General features: G+C 57.2%; 17 protein-coding genes. 7 read left to right on the forward strand and 10 right to left on the reverse strand.

What is annotated here, in order from left to right:
• Positions 1 to 83: 83 nt before the first annotated feature.
• The 9 genes from rlmD to NW840_RS07700 form a co-directional block, all read right to left on the reverse strand.
• Entirely contained in the window at positions 84 to 1,478 is a 1,395-nt protein-coding gene (gene rlmD, locus NW840_RS07660; RefSeq protein WP_414343468.1) for a 23S rRNA (uracil(1939)-C(5))-methyltransferase RlmD, read from the reverse strand.
• Positions 1,479 to 1,629: 151 nt separating this feature from the next.
• Positions 1,630 to 2,817 carry a GNAT family N-acetyltransferase gene (locus NW840_RS07665; RefSeq protein ID WP_011432151.1) on the reverse strand — a complete coding sequence of 396 codons (1,188 nt, stop codon included), beginning with the start codon at positions 2,815 to 2,817 and terminating at the stop codon, positions 1,630 to 1,632.
• A gap of 39 nt (positions 2,818 to 2,856) precedes the next feature.
• Complete coding sequence (locus NW840_RS07670; protein WP_414343471.1) at positions 2,857 to 2,991, reverse strand: hypothetical protein; 135 nt, start codon at positions 2,989 to 2,991, stop codon at positions 2,857 to 2,859.
• A gap of 68 nt (positions 2,992 to 3,059) precedes the next feature.
• On the reverse strand, positions 3,060 to 4,118 hold the full coding sequence (locus NW840_RS07675; RefSeq protein ID WP_041436180.1) for an ATP-grasp domain-containing protein: 1,059 nt from the start codon (positions 4,116 to 4,118) through the stop codon (positions 3,060 to 3,062).
• A 36-nt stretch (positions 4,119 to 4,154) separates the two neighbouring features.
• Positions 4,155 to 4,973 carry an alpha/beta hydrolase-fold protein gene (locus tag NW840_RS07680; RefSeq protein WP_414343472.1) on the reverse strand — a complete coding sequence of 273 codons (819 nt, stop codon included), beginning with the start codon at positions 4,971 to 4,973 and terminating at the stop codon, positions 4,155 to 4,157.
• A 66-nt stretch (positions 4,974 to 5,039) separates the two neighbouring features.
• A complete protein-coding gene (locus tag NW840_RS07685) occupies positions 5,040 to 5,693 on the reverse strand; it encodes an LON peptidase substrate-binding domain-containing protein (RefSeq protein ID WP_011432147.1) in 654 nt (217 codons plus the stop codon).
• 95 nt (positions 5,694 to 5,788) lie between these two features.
• The gene (gene ruvC / locus NW840_RS07690) at positions 5,789 to 6,301 is read right to left on the reverse strand and encodes a crossover junction endodeoxyribonuclease RuvC (protein ID WP_414343503.1); all 513 of its coding nucleotides are present in this window, start codon (positions 6,299 to 6,301) and stop codon (positions 5,789 to 5,791) included.
• Positions 6,302 to 6,311: 10 nt separating this feature from the next.
• On the reverse strand, positions 6,312 to 6,830 hold the full coding sequence (pgsA, locus tag NW840_RS07695) for a CDP-diacylglycerol--glycerol-3-phosphate 3-phosphatidyltransferase (protein WP_414329287.1): 519 nt from the start codon (positions 6,828 to 6,830) through the stop codon (positions 6,312 to 6,314).
• A gap of 78 nt (positions 6,831 to 6,908) precedes the next feature.
• Positions 6,909 to 7,844: a nucleoside hydrolase gene (locus NW840_RS07700; protein ID WP_414343473.1), complete on the reverse strand. Its 936-nt coding sequence runs from the start codon at positions 7,842 to 7,844 to the stop codon at positions 6,909 to 6,911.
• Between the two features lie 121 nt (positions 7,845 to 7,965).
• Between NW840_RS07700 and NW840_RS07705 the strand changes: the two genes are divergently transcribed.
• The 6 genes from NW840_RS07705 (at position 7,966) to NW840_RS07730 (ending at position 13,736) form a co-directional block, all read left to right on the forward strand.
• Positions 7,966 to 8,970: a circadian clock protein KaiA gene (locus NW840_RS07705; protein WP_414343474.1), complete on the forward strand. Its 1,005-nt coding sequence runs from the start codon at positions 7,966 to 7,968 to the stop codon at positions 8,968 to 8,970.
• Between the two features lie 2 nt (positions 8,971 to 8,972).
• Positions 8,973 to 9,275, forward strand: coding sequence for a circadian clock protein KaiB (gene kaiB / locus NW840_RS07710; RefSeq protein WP_011430723.1), 303 nt, complete (start codon positions 8,973 to 8,975; stop codon positions 9,273 to 9,275).
• Between the two features lie 28 nt (positions 9,276 to 9,303).
• Entirely contained in the window at positions 9,304 to 10,929 is a 1,626-nt protein-coding gene (gene kaiC / locus NW840_RS07715) for a circadian clock protein KaiC (protein WP_011432142.1), read from the forward strand.
• 219 nt (positions 10,930 to 11,148) lie between these two features.
• Complete coding sequence (gene pilM / locus NW840_RS07720) at positions 11,149 to 12,267, forward strand: type IV pilus biogenesis protein PilM (RefSeq protein ID WP_414343477.1); 1,119 nt, start codon at positions 11,149 to 11,151, stop codon at positions 12,265 to 12,267.
• A 60-nt stretch (positions 12,268 to 12,327) separates the two neighbouring features.
• Positions 12,328 to 13,035, forward strand: coding sequence for a PilN domain-containing protein (locus NW840_RS07725; RefSeq protein WP_414343478.1), 708 nt, complete (start codon positions 12,328 to 12,330; stop codon positions 13,033 to 13,035).
• The gene (locus NW840_RS07730) at positions 13,035 to 13,736 is read left to right on the forward strand and encodes a hypothetical protein (protein WP_414343480.1); all 702 of its coding nucleotides are present in this window, start codon (positions 13,035 to 13,037) and stop codon (positions 13,734 to 13,736) included. Before NW840_RS07725 ends, NW840_RS07730 begins: the two co-directional genes overlap by 1 nt.
• A gap of 328 nt (positions 13,737 to 14,064) precedes the next feature.
• Here NW840_RS07730 and NW840_RS07735 read toward each other — a convergent pair whose 3' ends face one another.
• On the reverse strand, positions 14,065 to 14,295 hold the full coding sequence (locus tag NW840_RS07735) for a hypothetical protein (protein WP_414343508.1): 231 nt from the start codon (positions 14,293 to 14,295) through the stop codon (positions 14,065 to 14,067).
• Between NW840_RS07735 and NW840_RS07740 the strand changes: the two genes are divergently transcribed.
• Positions 14,182 to 16,149, forward strand: coding sequence for an AMIN domain-containing protein (locus NW840_RS07740; protein ID WP_414343505.1), 1,968 nt, complete (start codon positions 14,182 to 14,184; stop codon positions 16,147 to 16,149). The two genes, NW840_RS07735 and NW840_RS07740, sit on opposite strands and share 114 nt — an antisense overlap.
• The last annotated feature ends 11 nt before the right edge of the window (positions 16,150 to 16,160 follow it).

The raw sequence follows: 16,160 nt of genomic DNA on the forward strand, positions 1-16,160 counted from the left end.
AGGGCGTCGGCTACGGTCGGCGCTATCCTTCCCCGCCCTGAAGGACGGGGCTTGCCGCGCCTTTTGGTCAGGGTGCGTACTCTTCAAACTCGCTCCAAAAAGGCCACCCCCTCCACATGCCCGGTTTGGGGAAAGAAGTCAGCCGCCCGCCATTGGGTAAGGCGATAGGATCCCTCTGCCAGTAGGATCTGCAAGTCTCGCGCCAAAGTGGCAGGGTGACAGCTAATGTAGACGATGCGTGGTGGTCGTCGCAGCTTTAGGGTCTCGAGCACTTGGCGGTCGCAGCCGCGCCGCGGCGGATCCAGCACCACAATGTCGGCAGGGGGCAGGGTCGGCAAAACCTGTTCCACCGTGCCCTGGAAAAATTGGGCTGAGGCGATACCGTTGAACTGGGCATTGTAGCGGGCTTGGGCCACCGCTTCCGGCAAAGCTTCCACCCCCATCGCCCGTTTCGCCCGTTGCGCCAGCAGCAAGGTTAAGGTGCCGATGCCACAGTAGGCATCCAGGATGGTTTCCTCTCCCCGCAGGTTCAGTTGGTCGGCTATCCAGGTAAAAAAGGCTTCTGCTTGCTCTGTGTTGACCTGGAAGAAAGAGGTGCTGTCGATCCAGAGGGAAAAACCGGCAAATTCCTCCCGCAAAGACCCCCGACCGGCAATCACCTCAGTCTCCGGGCCGAAGATGGCATTGGTGCGGGCCGAGTTGAGATTGAGACAGACCCCCACCAGGTCAGGGTAGCGCTGCATCCAGCGTTCGGCCCAGCTTTCCAGATGGGGCAGGCGACGACTGCAACTGACCAAGGTCAGGAGCACCTCGCGGGTACGGCGACCGATGCGCAAACCCAAGTGGCGGAGATGACCTTGGTGACGACTTTCGTCGTAGACACTCCAGCCCGTTTCTTGGAGATCCCGCTTGATTTCCCTCAGGAACACATCCAGCCGCTCGTCTTGCACGGGGCATTGGTTGAGGTTCACCAGGCGGTGGCTGCCCCGTTGGTAGTAGCCCATGCGCAAGGGCTGGCCCTCCGGTTTGGCCATGGGGTAGGTGACCTTGTTGCGATAGCGCAGCGGCTGCTGGGATCCCAAAATAGGGACAGGCTGCGGCAGAGTCAGACCGCCAATCCGCTCCAGTGCATCCCTGAGGATTTGCTGCTTGGTGGCCAATTGCTGGGCATAGCTGACATGTTGCCATTGGCAGCCACCACATTTGTCCGCCACAATGCAGGCTGGTCGCACCCGTTGGGGAGAGGGAGAAATCAGCGACCGAATTCGCCCGACCAAGTAGTTGCGCTTGATCTCGGTTATTTGGGCCACCACCTGATCCCCGGGCACCGCCTGGGACACAAACACCACTCGCCCTTGTCCAAGTCCTACCGTGTGGGCAATGCCATCTCCCTGGGGGGTCAGGGCCGTGACCTCCAATGCCAAGAGATCCCCAGGTTTAACGGGATCAGGAAGGACGGAAGGGATCGGATGTTCCATTAGGCTGTTTCGCCGAAATTCGAAATAACTATAACCATAGGTCAGGTCGTGTTGGCTGGAGTCAGCATTGCCGGAAAAAGCTGTAGCAAGGCAAAAAGCATGTCAGCCGCCAACTGCTTACGGGATTGAAAACCCCATCCAATGAAGTGGTTCACTCCTTGGTCAAAGCAGATAGAGAAGGCAAAACATCTTCTCGAAAAGGAACCTCGTTTTGATTCACGTTCTCCAGCTCGGCCAACATGAGAGGGTTAACCCGGTTCAGGTAGGGCACCAAAACCTGTTGTAGCCTTCGGCTGTAGAAGCGGTGGTAGCTGTACACAGGCGTGGCCGGAAATCCCCGTCGAATCTTATGGGATCCCCCTGCGCCGGGATCAAAGTTGCGGATCCCTTCTCGGATGGCGAGGGCAATGGGCTCGTAGTAGCAAACGTTAAAGTGCAAAAACTTCACCTCCTCCCGACAACCCCAGTAGCGCCCGAACAGGCGATCTCCCTTACGAATACAAAAAGACATCCCCACAATTTCTGCATTCCGTTCCCCGGCCACCAGCACAACTCGCTCCCGATAGTTGGGATAGAGAGACTCGAAAAAGCGGCGATTGAGATATTTGCTCCAGTTCCAAAATTGGGCGCAGGTGTTGCTGTAAAAGTCGTACATGAGAGACAACAGGCGGGGCGTGATCTCCTCTCCTGTGTAAATCTTGAGTTCTAGGCCGCTTTTTTCCATTGCAGCCCGCTCTCGCTTGATGTTGCGCCGCTGGTTGGCATTGAACTGGCTCAAAAAGTCTTCGTAAGAGCGGTAGCCGGGGTTGTGCCACTGGTAGTTGTGGGTGATCCGGGGCGTAAATCCATCCGACTCCAATTGAGTCCGCCAGTCCAGATCTACATAAAGCAAGCTAAACACCGAAATATCCTTCTCTTGGCAAAACCGGTCAATGGCTGCCAGCATCAACGACCACACCTCTGCTTCCGAATACTCGGGATGGACGAGGATGCGATAGCCCGTGGCCGGGGTGAAGGGGGCCATGCCGATTAACTTCGGGTAGTAGCGTTCCCCCAATTGGCCGGCAACTGCAGCCCATTCTTGGTCAAAGACAAACTCCCCCTGGCTGTGGCTTTTCAAATACAAGGGGGCAGCAGCAACCAACTGGCCGTCCGCCTCCACCAACAGGTGACAGGGCAGCCACCCTGTCCTGCGGCTGGCACAACCTGAGCTCTCTAGGCTGTGCAACCATTCGTATTCCAAAAAAGGAGAGGTGCGCTCCGTTTGCAAGGCGTGCCAGGCCCCTGCTGGGATCTCGCGAATATCGTGGCACCAGCGCCATTTCAACCCGGTTGACATTTGCCTGCTCGGATCAGACCAACCCGCCGTGCAATTGCCTCAGCTTGGCCGGGAAAAGGCCCCCCAATGCTCTTGCCGACTCAAGAGGGGATCCCCCGCCGCCAAATGCAGCACCTGGCAGGATCCCTGCGCCTGCTTGATTATGGACCACCCTGAAGCGGGGTCGGAAACCACGCTGCTGCTCCTTTGCCCGTCCACAACTTCTCCGGCGGAAAACCACACTTTTGGGTTCTGGTTTGATTTTAATCGGGATCCCTGGGCTCGTAGTAACGGTTGGCCAATTCCAAAGCCATCTGAAACTTCTGCTCGCGGGTGAGATCGGCCCGTCGGGCAATGTGGGCAAAGCGGTTGATATCTGGGGGCAGGAAGTCGAAAGGACGCTGTTCCCGCACGATGTCCAAGACCAAATCGCAAAGGGCCTGCTGGTAATCGTTGTAGAAGATCTCTCCCAGAGCCTTGAGCCGCCCATCGGGCACCGGATTGTTAAAGTCGATGGCCTGCAGCTCTCCCTGCTCGTCGATGAATAGCTCCACCGAGTTCATTTCATAGCCCAAAACTCGATTGATAATCCGACAGGTATTGATGACTTTCTGGCCCATTTCCGGGGTAAGAAATTCTGGATCAAACAGATATTCGCTGGCATCGAACTTGCGAAAGATATACTTGATCGGAATGATCTTTCGGCCAATGCAGAGGGCGCGAATCTGCCAAGGGTAAGGGGTTTTGACCTTCTCTTGGATCATCATCACCTGAGATCCAGAGCGGTCGTAAAAATAGAGGAGCTGCTCCATGTTGTGGGCTATTTCTACTCCAATGGCCTCTCGCCCCTCCGCCGGCTTAATCACAATTGGCCAGCCCAGATCTTCCGCCATCCCCTGCCAATCGAAAAACTTGTGATACTTAAAATCTTCTGCTTTCAATGCGGGGGCTTCTTTAGGGGGCAGAATGTAAGTTTTGGGGATGGAGATCCCCAGCTCTTTGACCACCATGTAGGCAGCATCTTTGTTGCGCAGGTAGTAATAAAAGCTAAAGGGGTTGTTGATGAGGTAAACCCCCCGAAAGGCAAAGCCCATGAATAGGCCGATGGCTTGGGGGTAAAGGTAGCTGAAACGATCCAGGATCAGGCGATACTTGGTGCGGTAATCCAGGTTCACCTCATGAATGGTGACATGTTCGGCCCGGATCTTGTAAGTTTGGCCGTTGCGAGCTTGAACAGGGGGAAGTGCGTTGAGGCGGGCCAGAGTATCGTCCCCAAAAGGCTCGCTGAAGTGCAGGCTGCCAACCCAATAGTCTTCAATCATCAAAGCTCTCTCAAAAGCTATTCCCTGCAAGGGATCCTACGCGAAGGCGCGGATTTGCGCTTGCCAAGTGGGCCAATCGTGATTCCCCTCCCATACCTCCAGTTGATGAGGGATGTCGTTGCGGCTGAGCACTTCTGCCAGGCGCAGATTGTCGCTGAGGCAGTGGTCGCGGCGAGCGGTGAGCAGCTTCAGCTCGGTGTTGCGCCCGCCCAAGTGATCCCAGAGTTGCCGGCTCATGTTGGACATATAGGCCAGCGGGTTGATGAAATACAGCTCCTGCTCTGCCCGTTGGGGATCCCAGCCGGTGACAGAGCCGAGAGCGGCCACATCGTAGGGCCCCCCCAGAGCCAAACAACGGCGCACTAGGCCGGGATGCCGACAGGTGAGGTTGACAGCATGGGTAGCTCCCAGGGAAAACCCAGCCACCACCAGAAACTCATTTTGCGCCTCGGCCTTGGCGTAGGGGATCAGCTCTTCTACCCAGTGCTGCTCCAGCAACAGCCAACGATCCCGCCGTTGGGGCAAGTCCAGCTGGCGGTTGAACAAAGTCTCCCAATCCAGGGTTTCCACGCAAAAAGCCTGCAAATAGCCCTGTTCCAGATGATGGCTGAGGCTGGCAATAATGCCGCGATCTTCCACGTCAAAAAAACGCCCGTTGCTGGTGGGCAGACAGATCAGCGGGTAGCCGTGATGCCCAAAGTGGAGCATCTCCATTTCCCGGCCCAAGATCTGAGAGGGAAAGCGCAAGTAGCGGCGAGCGTAGGCCATGAAAAACGGGGAAGGGATCCTCAAGAAATACCCAACCTTTCCGGGGGAAGCATTCTGCTCTGCCTGGTCGAGAAAGGCAAAGGGCACTCTCTGGAAAGGTCCACAAGAGCCACCAGAACAGATGGGAGCAGACCTGACCAACTGACAGGAACCTCAGGAAATTTCCGTGAACAGATCCTTGAGGGCCGTGCGGGCGGCCAAGTGCTTGCGGGTGGACTCGAGAATTTCGGCTTCCCGGCGCAGCCGCCTTTCGGTACTGACCATTTCCAGCAGAGCTTGCTGCTCTTGGGGGGCCCCATGGAAGTGGCTAGCCACCCAGTAGGACAGTTCTATGGGGGTGGTGGGGAGCTGCTCCGGCAACTGTGCATCCCGCTCCATTAGCTTGCCCGAGAGACGCACCACATCTTGAAGGAGAGTGGTAACCTGGCGCACCCAGCTCTGCAGGTCATCGGAAGGGGTGGTCGGCTCATCCTCAATCCATTCCACCAGCCCCACCCGGAAGGGTTTTTCCCGCACGTAATCCAAGACGCGGAAGCGCTGCTGCCCCAAGGTCAAAATGTCCATGCGGTCATCCGGCAATCGCTGCACCTGCAACACCTCAGCACAACAGCCCACCCGCACTGGGGATCCCGTCTGGGGATTGAACATCAGCACCCCAAAGCGGCGATCCGTCTCCAGAATGGTGTTGATCATCATGCGGTAGCGGTACTCGAAAATGTGCAGCGGCAGAGGTCGGCCCGGAAACAGCACCACCTCCGGCAAGGGAAACAGCGGTAGCTCGCGAACATCCACGGAAGAAGAAGGCATAGGGCTTGTGCTTCTCGCTGTACTGAGTCTAGCCCATCTTTATTGGCCAATCTTTATCTCTGCTAAAGGTAGGGGATTGACAGGGAGGGGATCCCTCAAGAGAAGCGGTGGTGCCAGACCGTGATGGCAATCGCCAAGGCATCGGCGGCATCATCCGGGCGGGGCAAGCTGGGCAGGTTGAGTTCCCGGGCCACGGCAGCTTGTACAGCCTGCTTGTCGGCGCGTCCGTAGCCTGTCAAACTTTGCTTGACTTGGGCGGGCGTAAACTCCACCGGCAACAGATGATGCTGGGCCAAGGTGAGCAGGATCACGCCACGGGCTTGGGCGATGGCAATGGTATTGCCCATTTTGTAGAAAAAAAGTTTTTCCAGCCCCACCTGATGCGGGCGCAGTTGGCGCAGCAACTGGCTCAAATCCTCGTGCAGCGTTTGCAGCCGCTCCGGTATCGAGTGTTGGCTGGGGGTGCTGATCACCCCATAATCCACAGGTTTCAACCCCGCAGATCCCGCCAGAATGCAACCAAAACCCATGGTTCCCAGACCTGGATCTAGGCCGAGGATGCGCTGCTCAGGTGGGGTGTCTCCTCTGTCGGCGAGGGGCGGGGGGATCTGACAAGGGCTATGGCCTGCCGGGTGACTGCGCATGATGGGGATGATCGGTGTGCAGGTAGGTCAGGCCCGAGATCAGGGTGAGAACCACCGCCACCCAAAAACAAGGGATCCCTCCCGGCCACCCCAAAATCAGCAAAGCAATGGCCAGGATTTGGGTTACCGTCTTGGCTTTGCCCCAGAAATTGGCACCGCGGATTTGGCTTTGGTTGACCCGCCAGCCGGCGATGGCCAGCTCCCGCCCCACCAGCAAAAACACGCCCCAAGCGGGGATCCGCCCCAGTTCCAGCAGGCCCAGCAGCGGCGCCAACACCAGCAGCTTATCCACCAGAGGATCCAAAAACTTGCCCATATCGGTTACCAAGCCATAACGGCGGGCCAAATGGCCATCCAGCCAATCGGTTGCCGCCGCCAACAGGAACGCCCAGAGGGCCAACCTCTCCCCCAGTGGGGATCGCAGGCTCAGGCCCAGCAAAACAAAAGGGATCCCTGCCAGCCGCAGCAGGGTGACGGCGGTGGGCAGGTTCACCCACTCCAGCTTGGCACGTTGGACGGCGCTGGGATTCTCCACCTTCGGATCTGGCCTCAAGGATCAGAACTATCAGAATTATCGGTAACGGCCCAGGCGCTCGGTGAGCAGGTGGTAAAACCCCTGGGCATCCACCCCAAAAGCCACCTGGACATTGGCAGGGCGGCCACTGGATCCCCAGCGATCCACCACCGTCCGGCCCAGATTCAAGGAGCTGGCAGTTTCCACCTCGACGTAGCAGGGCTTGAGCTCGAACAACTGCGGCTGTAACAGATAGGCAATCACACAAGGGTCGTGCAATGGCCCTCCCGGTAGCCCGTAGCGTTCTACGTCGACCTTACCGTAAAAGGTGAGCATATTGGCCACCGTCTGCCCAACGCGGGTGCCCAGGGCGCGGATGCGCTCAATCCGCTCCGGCGTGCTGAGGACCTGTTGGGTGACGTGCAAGCCCAGCATCACCACCTCCGGGATCCCGGCGCTGAGCACGATCTGGGCGGCGTGGGGATCGGTGAGGATGTTGAACTCGGCTGCCGGGGTAACATTCCCCTCAAAGGCGGATCCCCCCATAAACACCAGCCGCCGGATGCGCTCCACAATTCGGGGCTGCTGCACCAGAGCCACCGCCAAGTTGGTCATCGGGCCCAGCAAAGCCAAGGTAACCGGCTCAGGGGCAGCCATCAGCGTCTCGATGAGATAGGGCACTGCATGCTGGGATCCCAAAGGCATCTGGGGCTCCGGCAGATCCGCTCCATCGATCCCGGTTTTGCCATGCACCTGCTCGGCGGTTTCCAGAGGGCGCAAGAGAGGTCGGGGGCAGCCGGCATACACCCCCATCTGCGGCTGACCGGCCAATTCACAGATCTGTCGAGCATTGCGGCTGGTTTTGTCCAAGGAGACATTGCCGGCCACCGTGGTAATGCCCAGCAATTGCAGCTCTTCTGGCGACGCCATAGCCAGCAGCAGAGCCACCGCATCGTCTTGACCAGGGTCGCAATCGATGATCAGGGGCACCATAGGGATCTCGGCAGCAGCTCACTCACCCCTAGTTTAGGTTTTTCTCCCGCTCTTTTCCTCTGGCCGGTGAGCGCGGATCCCGGTCAGATTTAAGATAGGAAATATATCTTCATCCTTTGTCTTGTTGCCTGACACCCATCCACTGCGCATCAACCTGTTGCTGGATTGGGAGCCGCCAGCAGGAGAGCCCCTAGCTTGCGAGGACTGGCTACCCCCTGAACGCTTTGTTGTCGAGTGTTTTCAGGATCAAGCTACCTTCCTAGAGGCTCTCAGGAGACAAGACGGCCATGTCGATTGCTTGGTGCTCCTGGTGGATCCCACTCGGCTGCAAGAGCTGCACGATCTGGGCAATCAGCTCTGCGCGTGGGGACTGCTGCTGCCGACGGTGTTGGCGATTGTGCTGGAAGAATCCCACCTGCAAAAGGAAACACCGGAGACGGAAGGAGAGATCCCTGCCACCTCATCTTTGGTGAAAGCATTGCTCAAGCGAGAGCAGTTTTTCTACCACAACGCCACCCTCGTCCGTCCCATTTCGCCACAGGAGCTGAAGGGGCAGGTGCGGGCCGACTGTACCGCTTCGGGATCCCCTTCCGTCTTGGAGCTGCTGGTGGATCGGGCCATCGCCTTGTTTCTGCAGATGTCTCCCACCTGCGGCCTCCCGCAGGGCCCAGCGCATCCCAGCGATCAGCCCTACCTGGCTTACAGCAACCAACAACAACGGCGGCTGGCGGAGAAATTGCGGGAACGGCTGGGCTACGCCGGAGTGTACTATCATCGTGACCCAGAGCTGTTTTACCGTCGCCTCCCGCCCCACGAGCAGCAAGCCCTCATGCGACGGCTGCGTAACCTTTACCAGGCAATCGTCTTGGACTATTTTCAATCTCCCGAGACCGTCAATGCCCGCATCGACGAGCTGGTGGCCTTGGCCTTTTTTGCCGATATCGGCGCTGCTCAACTGCTGGAGCTGCACATGAACTTGATGGAAGACTTTGCCAAACAATTGAAGCTGGAAGGCCGCAGCGAAGAGATCCTGCTGGATTACCGCCTTACCCTGATCGATGTGATGGCCCACCTGAGCGAAATGTACCGCCGCTCCATTCCCAAAACCGCTCCAAGGGATCCTTAGATATGTCCACTCGCAAAGCCTATGTTCTCAAGCTCTACGTGGCGGGCAACACCCCCAATTCTCTGCGTGCCCTCAGCACCTTGCAAGACATCTTGGAAAAGGAGTTCCGCGGCGTGTACAGCCTGAAGGTGATCGATGTCTTGAAAAATCCGCAACTGGCAGAGGAAGATAAGATCTTGGCAACGCCGACCTTGGCCAAAATCCTGCCGCCACCGGTGCGGAAGATTATTGGCGATCTGTCCAACCGCGAGAAAGTGCTCATCGGCCTGGATCTGCTCTACGAAGAATTGGACGAAGAGGCTTGAGACAGGCTGCAGGAGCAAGGAGAGTGGGATGAACCAGTCATTGGGGCCTTCTGAGCCAGAAAAGCCACAAGATAACACCGCAGAGGACTCCACCGAACCAACCCCAGACAACCACCGAGCGGATCTCTCAGAGCTGCGAGGGATCCCCAAAAAACAGACGGGCATCGAGGGCTTTGAAGACATCAGCCACGGTGGGCTACCCCTGGGACGCACCACCTTGGTCAGCGGCACCTCCGGCACCGGCAAAACCCTGTTTGCCATGCAGTTCCTTTACAACGGCATCGTGAAGTATCAAGAGCCGGGGATCTTCGTCACCTTCGAGGAAACCCCCGCCGATATCATTCGCAATGCCTCCAGCTTTGGCTGGGATCTGCAGGCCCTCATCGACAGGGGCCAACTGTTTATCCTGGACGCTTCCCCCGATCCCGAAGGCTATGAGGTGAGCGGCAACTTTGATTTGTCGGCCCTCATCGAGCGCATCCAGTACGCCATTCGCAAATACAAAGCCAAGCGGGTCTCCATCGACTCAGTGACAGCCATCTTTCAGCAATACGACCCTGCCGGTGTGGTGCGGCGGGAGCTGTTCCGCCTGACGGCCCGCCTCAAGCAGGCCAACGTCACCACCGTCATGACCACGGAGCGCACCGACGAGTACGGCCCCATCGCCCGCTACGGCGTAGAGGAATTCGTCTCCGATAACGTGGTGATCCTACGCAACATCCTGGAGGGAGAGAAACGGCGGCGCACCATCGAGATCTTGAAGCTGCGGGGCACCACCCACATGAAGGGGGAATATCCCTTCACCATCACCAACGACGGGATCAACATCTTCCCCTTGGGAGCCATGCAGCTGACGCAGCGCTCCTCCAACGTGCGGGTCTCCTCCGGCATCGAGAAGCTGGACGAAATGTGCGGCGGCGGTTTCTTCAAAGACTCGATTATTTTGGCCACCGGCGCCACCGGCACGGGCAAAACCTCGCTGGTGAGCAAATTCCTGGAGCGGGGCTGCCTGGATGGGGAACGCTGCATTCTCTTTGCCTACGAAGAGTCGCGGGCGCAGCTGTCCCGCAACGCCTCCTCCTGGGGCATTGACCTGGAAGAGTTCGAGCGGCAGGGCCTCCTCAAGATCATCTGCGCCTACCCAGAATCTGCCGGCCTGGAAGACCACCTGCAGAAGATCAAAACCGAGATGATGGCCTTCAAGCCCTCCCGCATGGCCATCGACTCCCTGTCAGCCCTGGCGCGGGGAGTGAGCCAAAATGCCTTCCGCCAGTTTGTAATCGGGGTAACTGGCCTGGCCAAGCAGGAGGAGATCACCGGCTTTTTCACCAACACCACCGACCAATTCATGGGATCCCATTCCATCACCGAATCCCATATTTCCACCATCACCGACACGATCATCCTGCTGCAATACGTGGAGATCCGCGGAGAGATGGCCCGCGCCCTCAACGTCTTCAAAATGCGGGGCTCCTGGCACGACAAAGGGATCCGCGAGTACCTGATCTCCAATGCGGGCATCCAAATCCGCGATTCCTTCCGGGGCTACGAGCGCATCATCAGCGGATCCCCGACCCGCATCAATGTGGATGAGAAAAACGAGCTCTCCCGGATTGTGCAAAACGTCCAGGCCCTCGAGGAAGAAGGGTTGTGAGCGGTTACAACAGTTCCGTGAGTGGGCGCGGCAACAGACCCGTTGAGTCAAGCGAATTTCCAACACCGCTCAACACCGCGCAAGCCCTGCACTTGCGGCTGGCAGGGAGGGATCGGCCCAGACAAGGATTTCCCCGCGGCCAATGGCGAACAGTGGTAACCCACCTACAAATTGGGTAGTATGCCTCTAGCAGTAGCGCAAAGGGCGGGGTTTCCCGGCGTGTTTAGTTTTCTTGGTGGCTCCAAAACCCGAACCATGCTTGGGGTGGACATCAACCCCGAGCGTATCGCCGTTGCCCAACTGAAAAAGCAGGGCAATGGTCGCTATCGTCTGGCCCACTACCACAGCGTGGAAATGCCGGAAGGGGCGATGGTCGAAGGGCGCATCCTCGATCCGAGCACAGTTGGCTTGATCCTGATGAATTTGCTCAATGAAAACAAAGTGCCCACCAACCTGCCGGCAGCCACAGCAGTGCCCGTAAGGGAGGCCATCGTTCGTCTCATTCGCCTGCCTGCCGACCTACCTGCCGATGAGCTGCGCCGGGTGGTTTTGGAGCAGGAGGCCGAACTTTACATTCCCTATCCGCGGGATCAGGCGGATGTCGACTACCAGCCCTTGGGTCTCGATCTTTCCCAGGATGGCATTGAGCGCATCGAAGTCTTGCTGGTGGCCATCCCCAAAGAGGTGGTGGACAACTACCTGGAGGTGCTGCAGGTGGCCAACTTGCAGGTGCGCTGTGTGGAGCTGGCCAGCTTCTCCCTCATTCGCACCATCCGCGATCAGCTAACCCAGTACGGCCCCCAAGAGGCCGTGTTGCTCAGCTCCATCGGCTACGACAGCAGCGAGATCAGCATTTTGGTGAACGGGATCCCGCAATTTACCCGCACCGTCAACATCGGCACCATCCACATGCGGCAGGTGCTGGCCCAATCCCTGAATCTGCCGGTTAGCCGCACCGGCGACCTGTTGCGAACTCTGAGGTTACCCTTGATCAACCCCACCGATGTTTTGGCCACGGGAGAACAGCCAGCGCCCAGCAATCCCGGTGTAGCAGCAGTAACGCGCGTTGTCTCCGATTTGGCGGATGAACTGAAGCGCTCCATCGACTTCTTTACGAGCACAGAAAGCAGCTCGCCTGTGGTGAAAGTACTGCTGGCCGGAACTGGAGCAAGCATCGGCCAAATCGACGGCTTCTTATCTCAGTCGTTGAGCGTGGCGGTGGAGTTGGCGGATCCCTTTGGCAACATTGTCGTGCCGGATTCAGTGGAACTGCCCCTGGAGGAACGCCCAGCAATGGGAGTGGCCCTGGGGTTGGCGTTACGGGAAGACACCAAGTAGCGGCAGCAGGCAGCGCAAGCTCGCCCAACCGATGGAATAGCGCACAAGGCGGTTAAAGAGATGTACACACCGGAGATCAATTTCCTCAAAGAAAGGCCGGATGTCCTCACCACAGCTCGAACAGGTGGGGGAGCAGTAGCCGCGACTGGGGCCGCAGAGGGATCCCAGAATTGGATCCCGGCCATTGGCCTGGGGGTTGCTGTTGCTGCTGTAGCGATGGGAGCTTTTTGGTATTTCCAAGACAGCTTTTCCCGCCAGAGAGAAACCTTGAGGGCGGAGCGGGCTCGCCTTGACAGTGAGCTCAGCACAGCCAATGCTGAGTTGTCCCAGCTGCAGAATGCCAATCAAGAGCTGCAAACCATTCGCGCCCAAACGGAAGGGTTCCGCTCCTTTCTGAGATCCGTCCAGCCTTGGTCGGCCATCTTGGAAGAGCTGCGGCGCAAGATCCCCGGCCAGGGGGTATGGATAACCAACATCAGCGCTTCCGGGGATACTGTCAATATCCAAGGAGGGGCGCTGGACTTTCCCCTGGTGAACGACTTTTTGCTCACCCTGCTGGATTCCAACTTTGTGACCAGCGCCGTCCTGAACAGCAGCTCCCGGGTGGACGGCACAAACCTAACCGAGCCCAGCGTCACCTACGGCATAACCGTAACCATCCGTACCCTGGGGGATCCCGACCCAGAATTTACCCGCGAGCTGGAGCAGCGGGGAGCGATAGGCTTGGTTGAAAAGATCCGCATTTTGCGTCGAGTGGAGGCGAACTGATGACTGGATCGGTTGAAGGTTTTCCCGACGAACAACTGGTGGTTCCCCCGGCAGGGCCGCCGGTACTGCTGGGCGTGGAGCTGACCCCCATTCGAATTGGTCTTTTAATCGGGATCACAGGGTTAGCCGCGGCGGGGTTTCTGGCCTTCACCCAACTTCGCCCCTTGATCGAGGAGGTACAGGCTTTGGAAAGGGAGGTAGCCAACAAAACCACCCAGTTGCAGGACATAAAGAGCCAGATTGCCAGTTTGCAAGATGTGCCCAACCAGATCGAGAGAGCCCGCGTGGAGCGGGAACAGATCAGTGCTCTGCTCTCCACCCCCGAGAATGCCGACACGCAACTGCTGGATCTCAACCGGCTGGTGCGAGGGCAGCCCAACAGCGAGCTGCGCAGCTTTAGCCCTTCTCCACTGACTCCAGCGTCTTCGGCCAATCCGGAAGTGCCTGGGATCATCGCTCCCGCCATCCAAGTGCAGACCACCCGTGTCGCTCTGCGTGGCCCCTATACGGAGCTGATCAATCTGATGGGAGATATAGAACGTCTGCGCACGCTGTTCCGGGTGAGCAACATCAGCTTAAATCCTGTTCAAGACACAGGGGAACTGGACGCTGCTTTTGATTTGATTGCCTACATCTACAACAAAGACGTTCCGTTGGGCACTGCTCCTCCACCTGAAGGGCAAACGGCACCTGGTCAGTAGCCCAGCCATGCCTTGACTCAGGGGGAGATCCTGCCAGTGCGGGATCCCCTCTGGTTTTCAGAAGACGGGAACAACCGCCGGTTCAGCACGGATAGTGTTGCCGAATCGAAGATCTGGGAAAAATTTCTTCCGAAACGGCTACAGGTAGTGGCAAAGTCCGAGATTTCGGCTTTGATCAGGGAAGCACGGGGTGAACGAGGCCAAAGGCACCCGTGGCGAGGTGAAGCAAGAATACGACTGGGTGAAGGAGTGAGGTGTGAGGATAATGAACCGTCGAGTTGCTTATGGGTGTGCGTTGGGCTTGATCCTGTCCCTGCCCCCATTGGCCTTAGAAAGCCGGGTCAATGAGGCAGCCGCTCAACAGTTGACCTCCGCAAACCCGCAACGCCTCAGCCGCATCACAGATATCCGCTTGGTGCCCAACGGCAACCGCATGCAGTTGGAGATCAACACCGAAGGGGGCGCTCGCCCACAGGTGTTCTTTACCCAGCAGGGACAATCTTGGATCGGGGACATCACCAATGCTCAATTGAGCGGAAGCCAGGGCCGCTATCGCCAAGAGTCTCCCCTGCCGGGGGTGCGCTTCATTGAGGCCCGCCAGTTGAGCAACGACAGCGTGCGGATAGAAATAGCCGGTGTGGCCGCAGCTCCCCAAGGCTTGCTGGCTCGGCGCAGCCCGACGCAGTTGGTCTTCGACTTTGAGGGCCTACCCTCTGCTCCACCAGCCCCCCTAGCGGCGGTTCCCCCTCAACCCTCGTCCAACCCAGTAGCGCCCGGCCAACCGGCGTCACTAAACCGACCTCAGCCCGTGGCTCCTGCTCCTCAGCCCGCAGCTCCTGCCCCTGCCTCCCAACCGGTCGCTCAAAACCCTGCCCCTCCGCAGACAACTCAAGCGGCTCCTCCTGCACCTGCTGTTCCTGCTGCACCCGTGATTTCTCAGGTGCCTTCTGTAGGCCAGCTTAACCAACCTCAGCTGCCTTCGAGAGCTACTGATCCCAGTGCGTCTCCGTTTCAAGGTCGAGCAGTGGCTCCTCCGGCCGGAGATCTTGCTGTCGGCAATATTATTCCGGCTCCCCCTCCAGTTGACTTGGGTTCAAATGCCACAATTACCTTAACCCTCAAGGATGCCCCTGTGGGTGATGTGTTGAGTCTGCTGGTGCGTCGAGCTGGACTGAACGTAGTTCTCAATGACGTCCCTCCAGACCTGACGATTTCCTTAGATGTGGCTGATTCACCTCTACAAGAAACATTTAACTTTATTTTGCGCCTGAAGGAACTTCAAGCATCTCGTTCAGGGCAAACGGTTTTTATCGGCACTACACTCCCTGGAGTTGGCCAGCGGATCGTCAAGACGTACAGACTCAATCAACTGAGAATCGAAGAGACAGAGCAAACTTTCAATTTAACTGCTGCCGGTGCTGCAGGGGGAGGAGGAACAGTTGAAATCAATGCTAGGCAACTAAGTATTACTCCGAGTGAAATCAGAAATAGAATCCAGGGAATCTTGGAAGCATCAAACATTCCTTTAGATCAACAGTCGGCAATTCAGGCAGATCCAAGAACAAATTCGCTAACTATTGTTGCCACACCTACCCAGCATGATGTAATTGCAGCATATCTTGCGCAAATTGACTTGAGAAGTCGACAGGTTTTAATTAGTGCTAGGTTTATTGAGATCAACCTAGATAATAATTCTAGTCTAGGAGTTGCACTGGGTAGTGCATCTGGCAACTTTGCTCTGGGGTCTGGAGATAACACTGTCTTCGGTGGAACTCCTCTTGACCAACCTGCAGGATCCTCAGTTCCTAACGTTGGTTCGGTTCCGGCTCCAGCAACTGGGGGCTCACTTGTATTTAATACTTTAAACCGGCTCCAGCAGTCTCTTGCAGCTCGTATAGATGCATCTATTGCTTCGGGGACAGCTAAGATATTGGCCGATCCAAAAGTAGTCGTTGCCAACAACACCGGTGCGGCTGTTGTGGTTGGCCAAGAAGTCATTACCAACAGGAGAATACAAACGGATCCCGCAACAGGCCAGTCAGTAGTTGTTTTCGAGAAGGGAAACGCAGGAGTTAACTTGCTTATTCAAAATGTTAGGATTGACGATAATGGCTATGTTACGTTAAATCTCATTCCTCAGATTTCATCCATCGGTAGCCAAGTTATTTTGGCAGATGGCACCGTAATTAGCTTGCTGAACCAGCGTTCTGTTGGAACTTTGCAAACCAGACTGAAAGACAGAGAAACCCTATTTTTGGGAGGCTTGATACGAGAGGAGGATCGAGTATCTGTTGACAGGGTTCCACTGCTTTCTGAGATTCCTCTGCTGGGTTCTCTTTTTCGTAGGCAAAATACGATAAATGAGAGAACTGAAATTGTAGTCCTAATTACGCCGACAATTTTGGAGGACTGAAGGAAAATCTT

The sequence above is a fragment of the Synechococcus sp. R5-13 genome (assembly GCF_047462015.1).
Lineage (GTDB): Bacteria > Cyanobacteriota > Cyanobacteriia > Thermostichales > Thermostichaceae > Thermostichus.

What these genes read in the sequence shown, in the direction of transcription:
- NW840_RS07675 (WP_041436180.1), bottom strand. Translation starts at nt 4,118, where the DNA reads ATGATTGAAGACTATTGGGTTGGCAGCCTGCACTTCAGCGAGCCTTTT.
- NW840_RS07725 (WP_414343478.1), top strand. Translation starts at nt 12,328, where the DNA reads ATGTACACACCGGAGATCAATTTCCTCAAAGAAAGGCCGGATGTCCTC.
- NW840_RS07700 (WP_414343473.1), bottom strand. Translation starts at nt 7,844, where the DNA reads ATGGTGCCCCTGATCATCGATTGCGACCCTGGTCAAGACGATGCGGTG.
- kaiB (WP_011430723.1), top strand. Translation starts at nt 8,973, where the DNA reads ATGTCCACTCGCAAAGCCTATGTTCTCAAGCTCTACGTGGCGGGCAAC.
- NW840_RS07730 (WP_414343480.1), top strand. Translation starts at nt 13,035, where the DNA reads ATGACTGGATCGGTTGAAGGTTTTCCCGACGAACAACTGGTGGTTCCC.
- kaiC (WP_011432142.1), top strand. Translation starts at nt 9,304, where the DNA reads ATGAACCAGTCATTGGGGCCTTCTGAGCCAGAAAAGCCACAAGATAAC.
- NW840_RS07665 (WP_011432151.1), bottom strand. Translation starts at nt 2,817, where the DNA reads ATGTCAACCGGGTTGAAATGGCGCTGGTGCCACGATATTCGCGAGATC.
- NW840_RS07685 (WP_011432147.1), bottom strand. Translation starts at nt 5,693, where the DNA reads ATGCCTTCTTCTTCCGTGGATGTTCGCGAGCTACCGCTGTTTCCCTTG.
- rlmD (WP_414343468.1), bottom strand. Translation starts at nt 1,478, where the DNA reads ATGGAACATCCGATCCCTTCCGTCCTTCCTGATCCCGTTAAACCTGGG.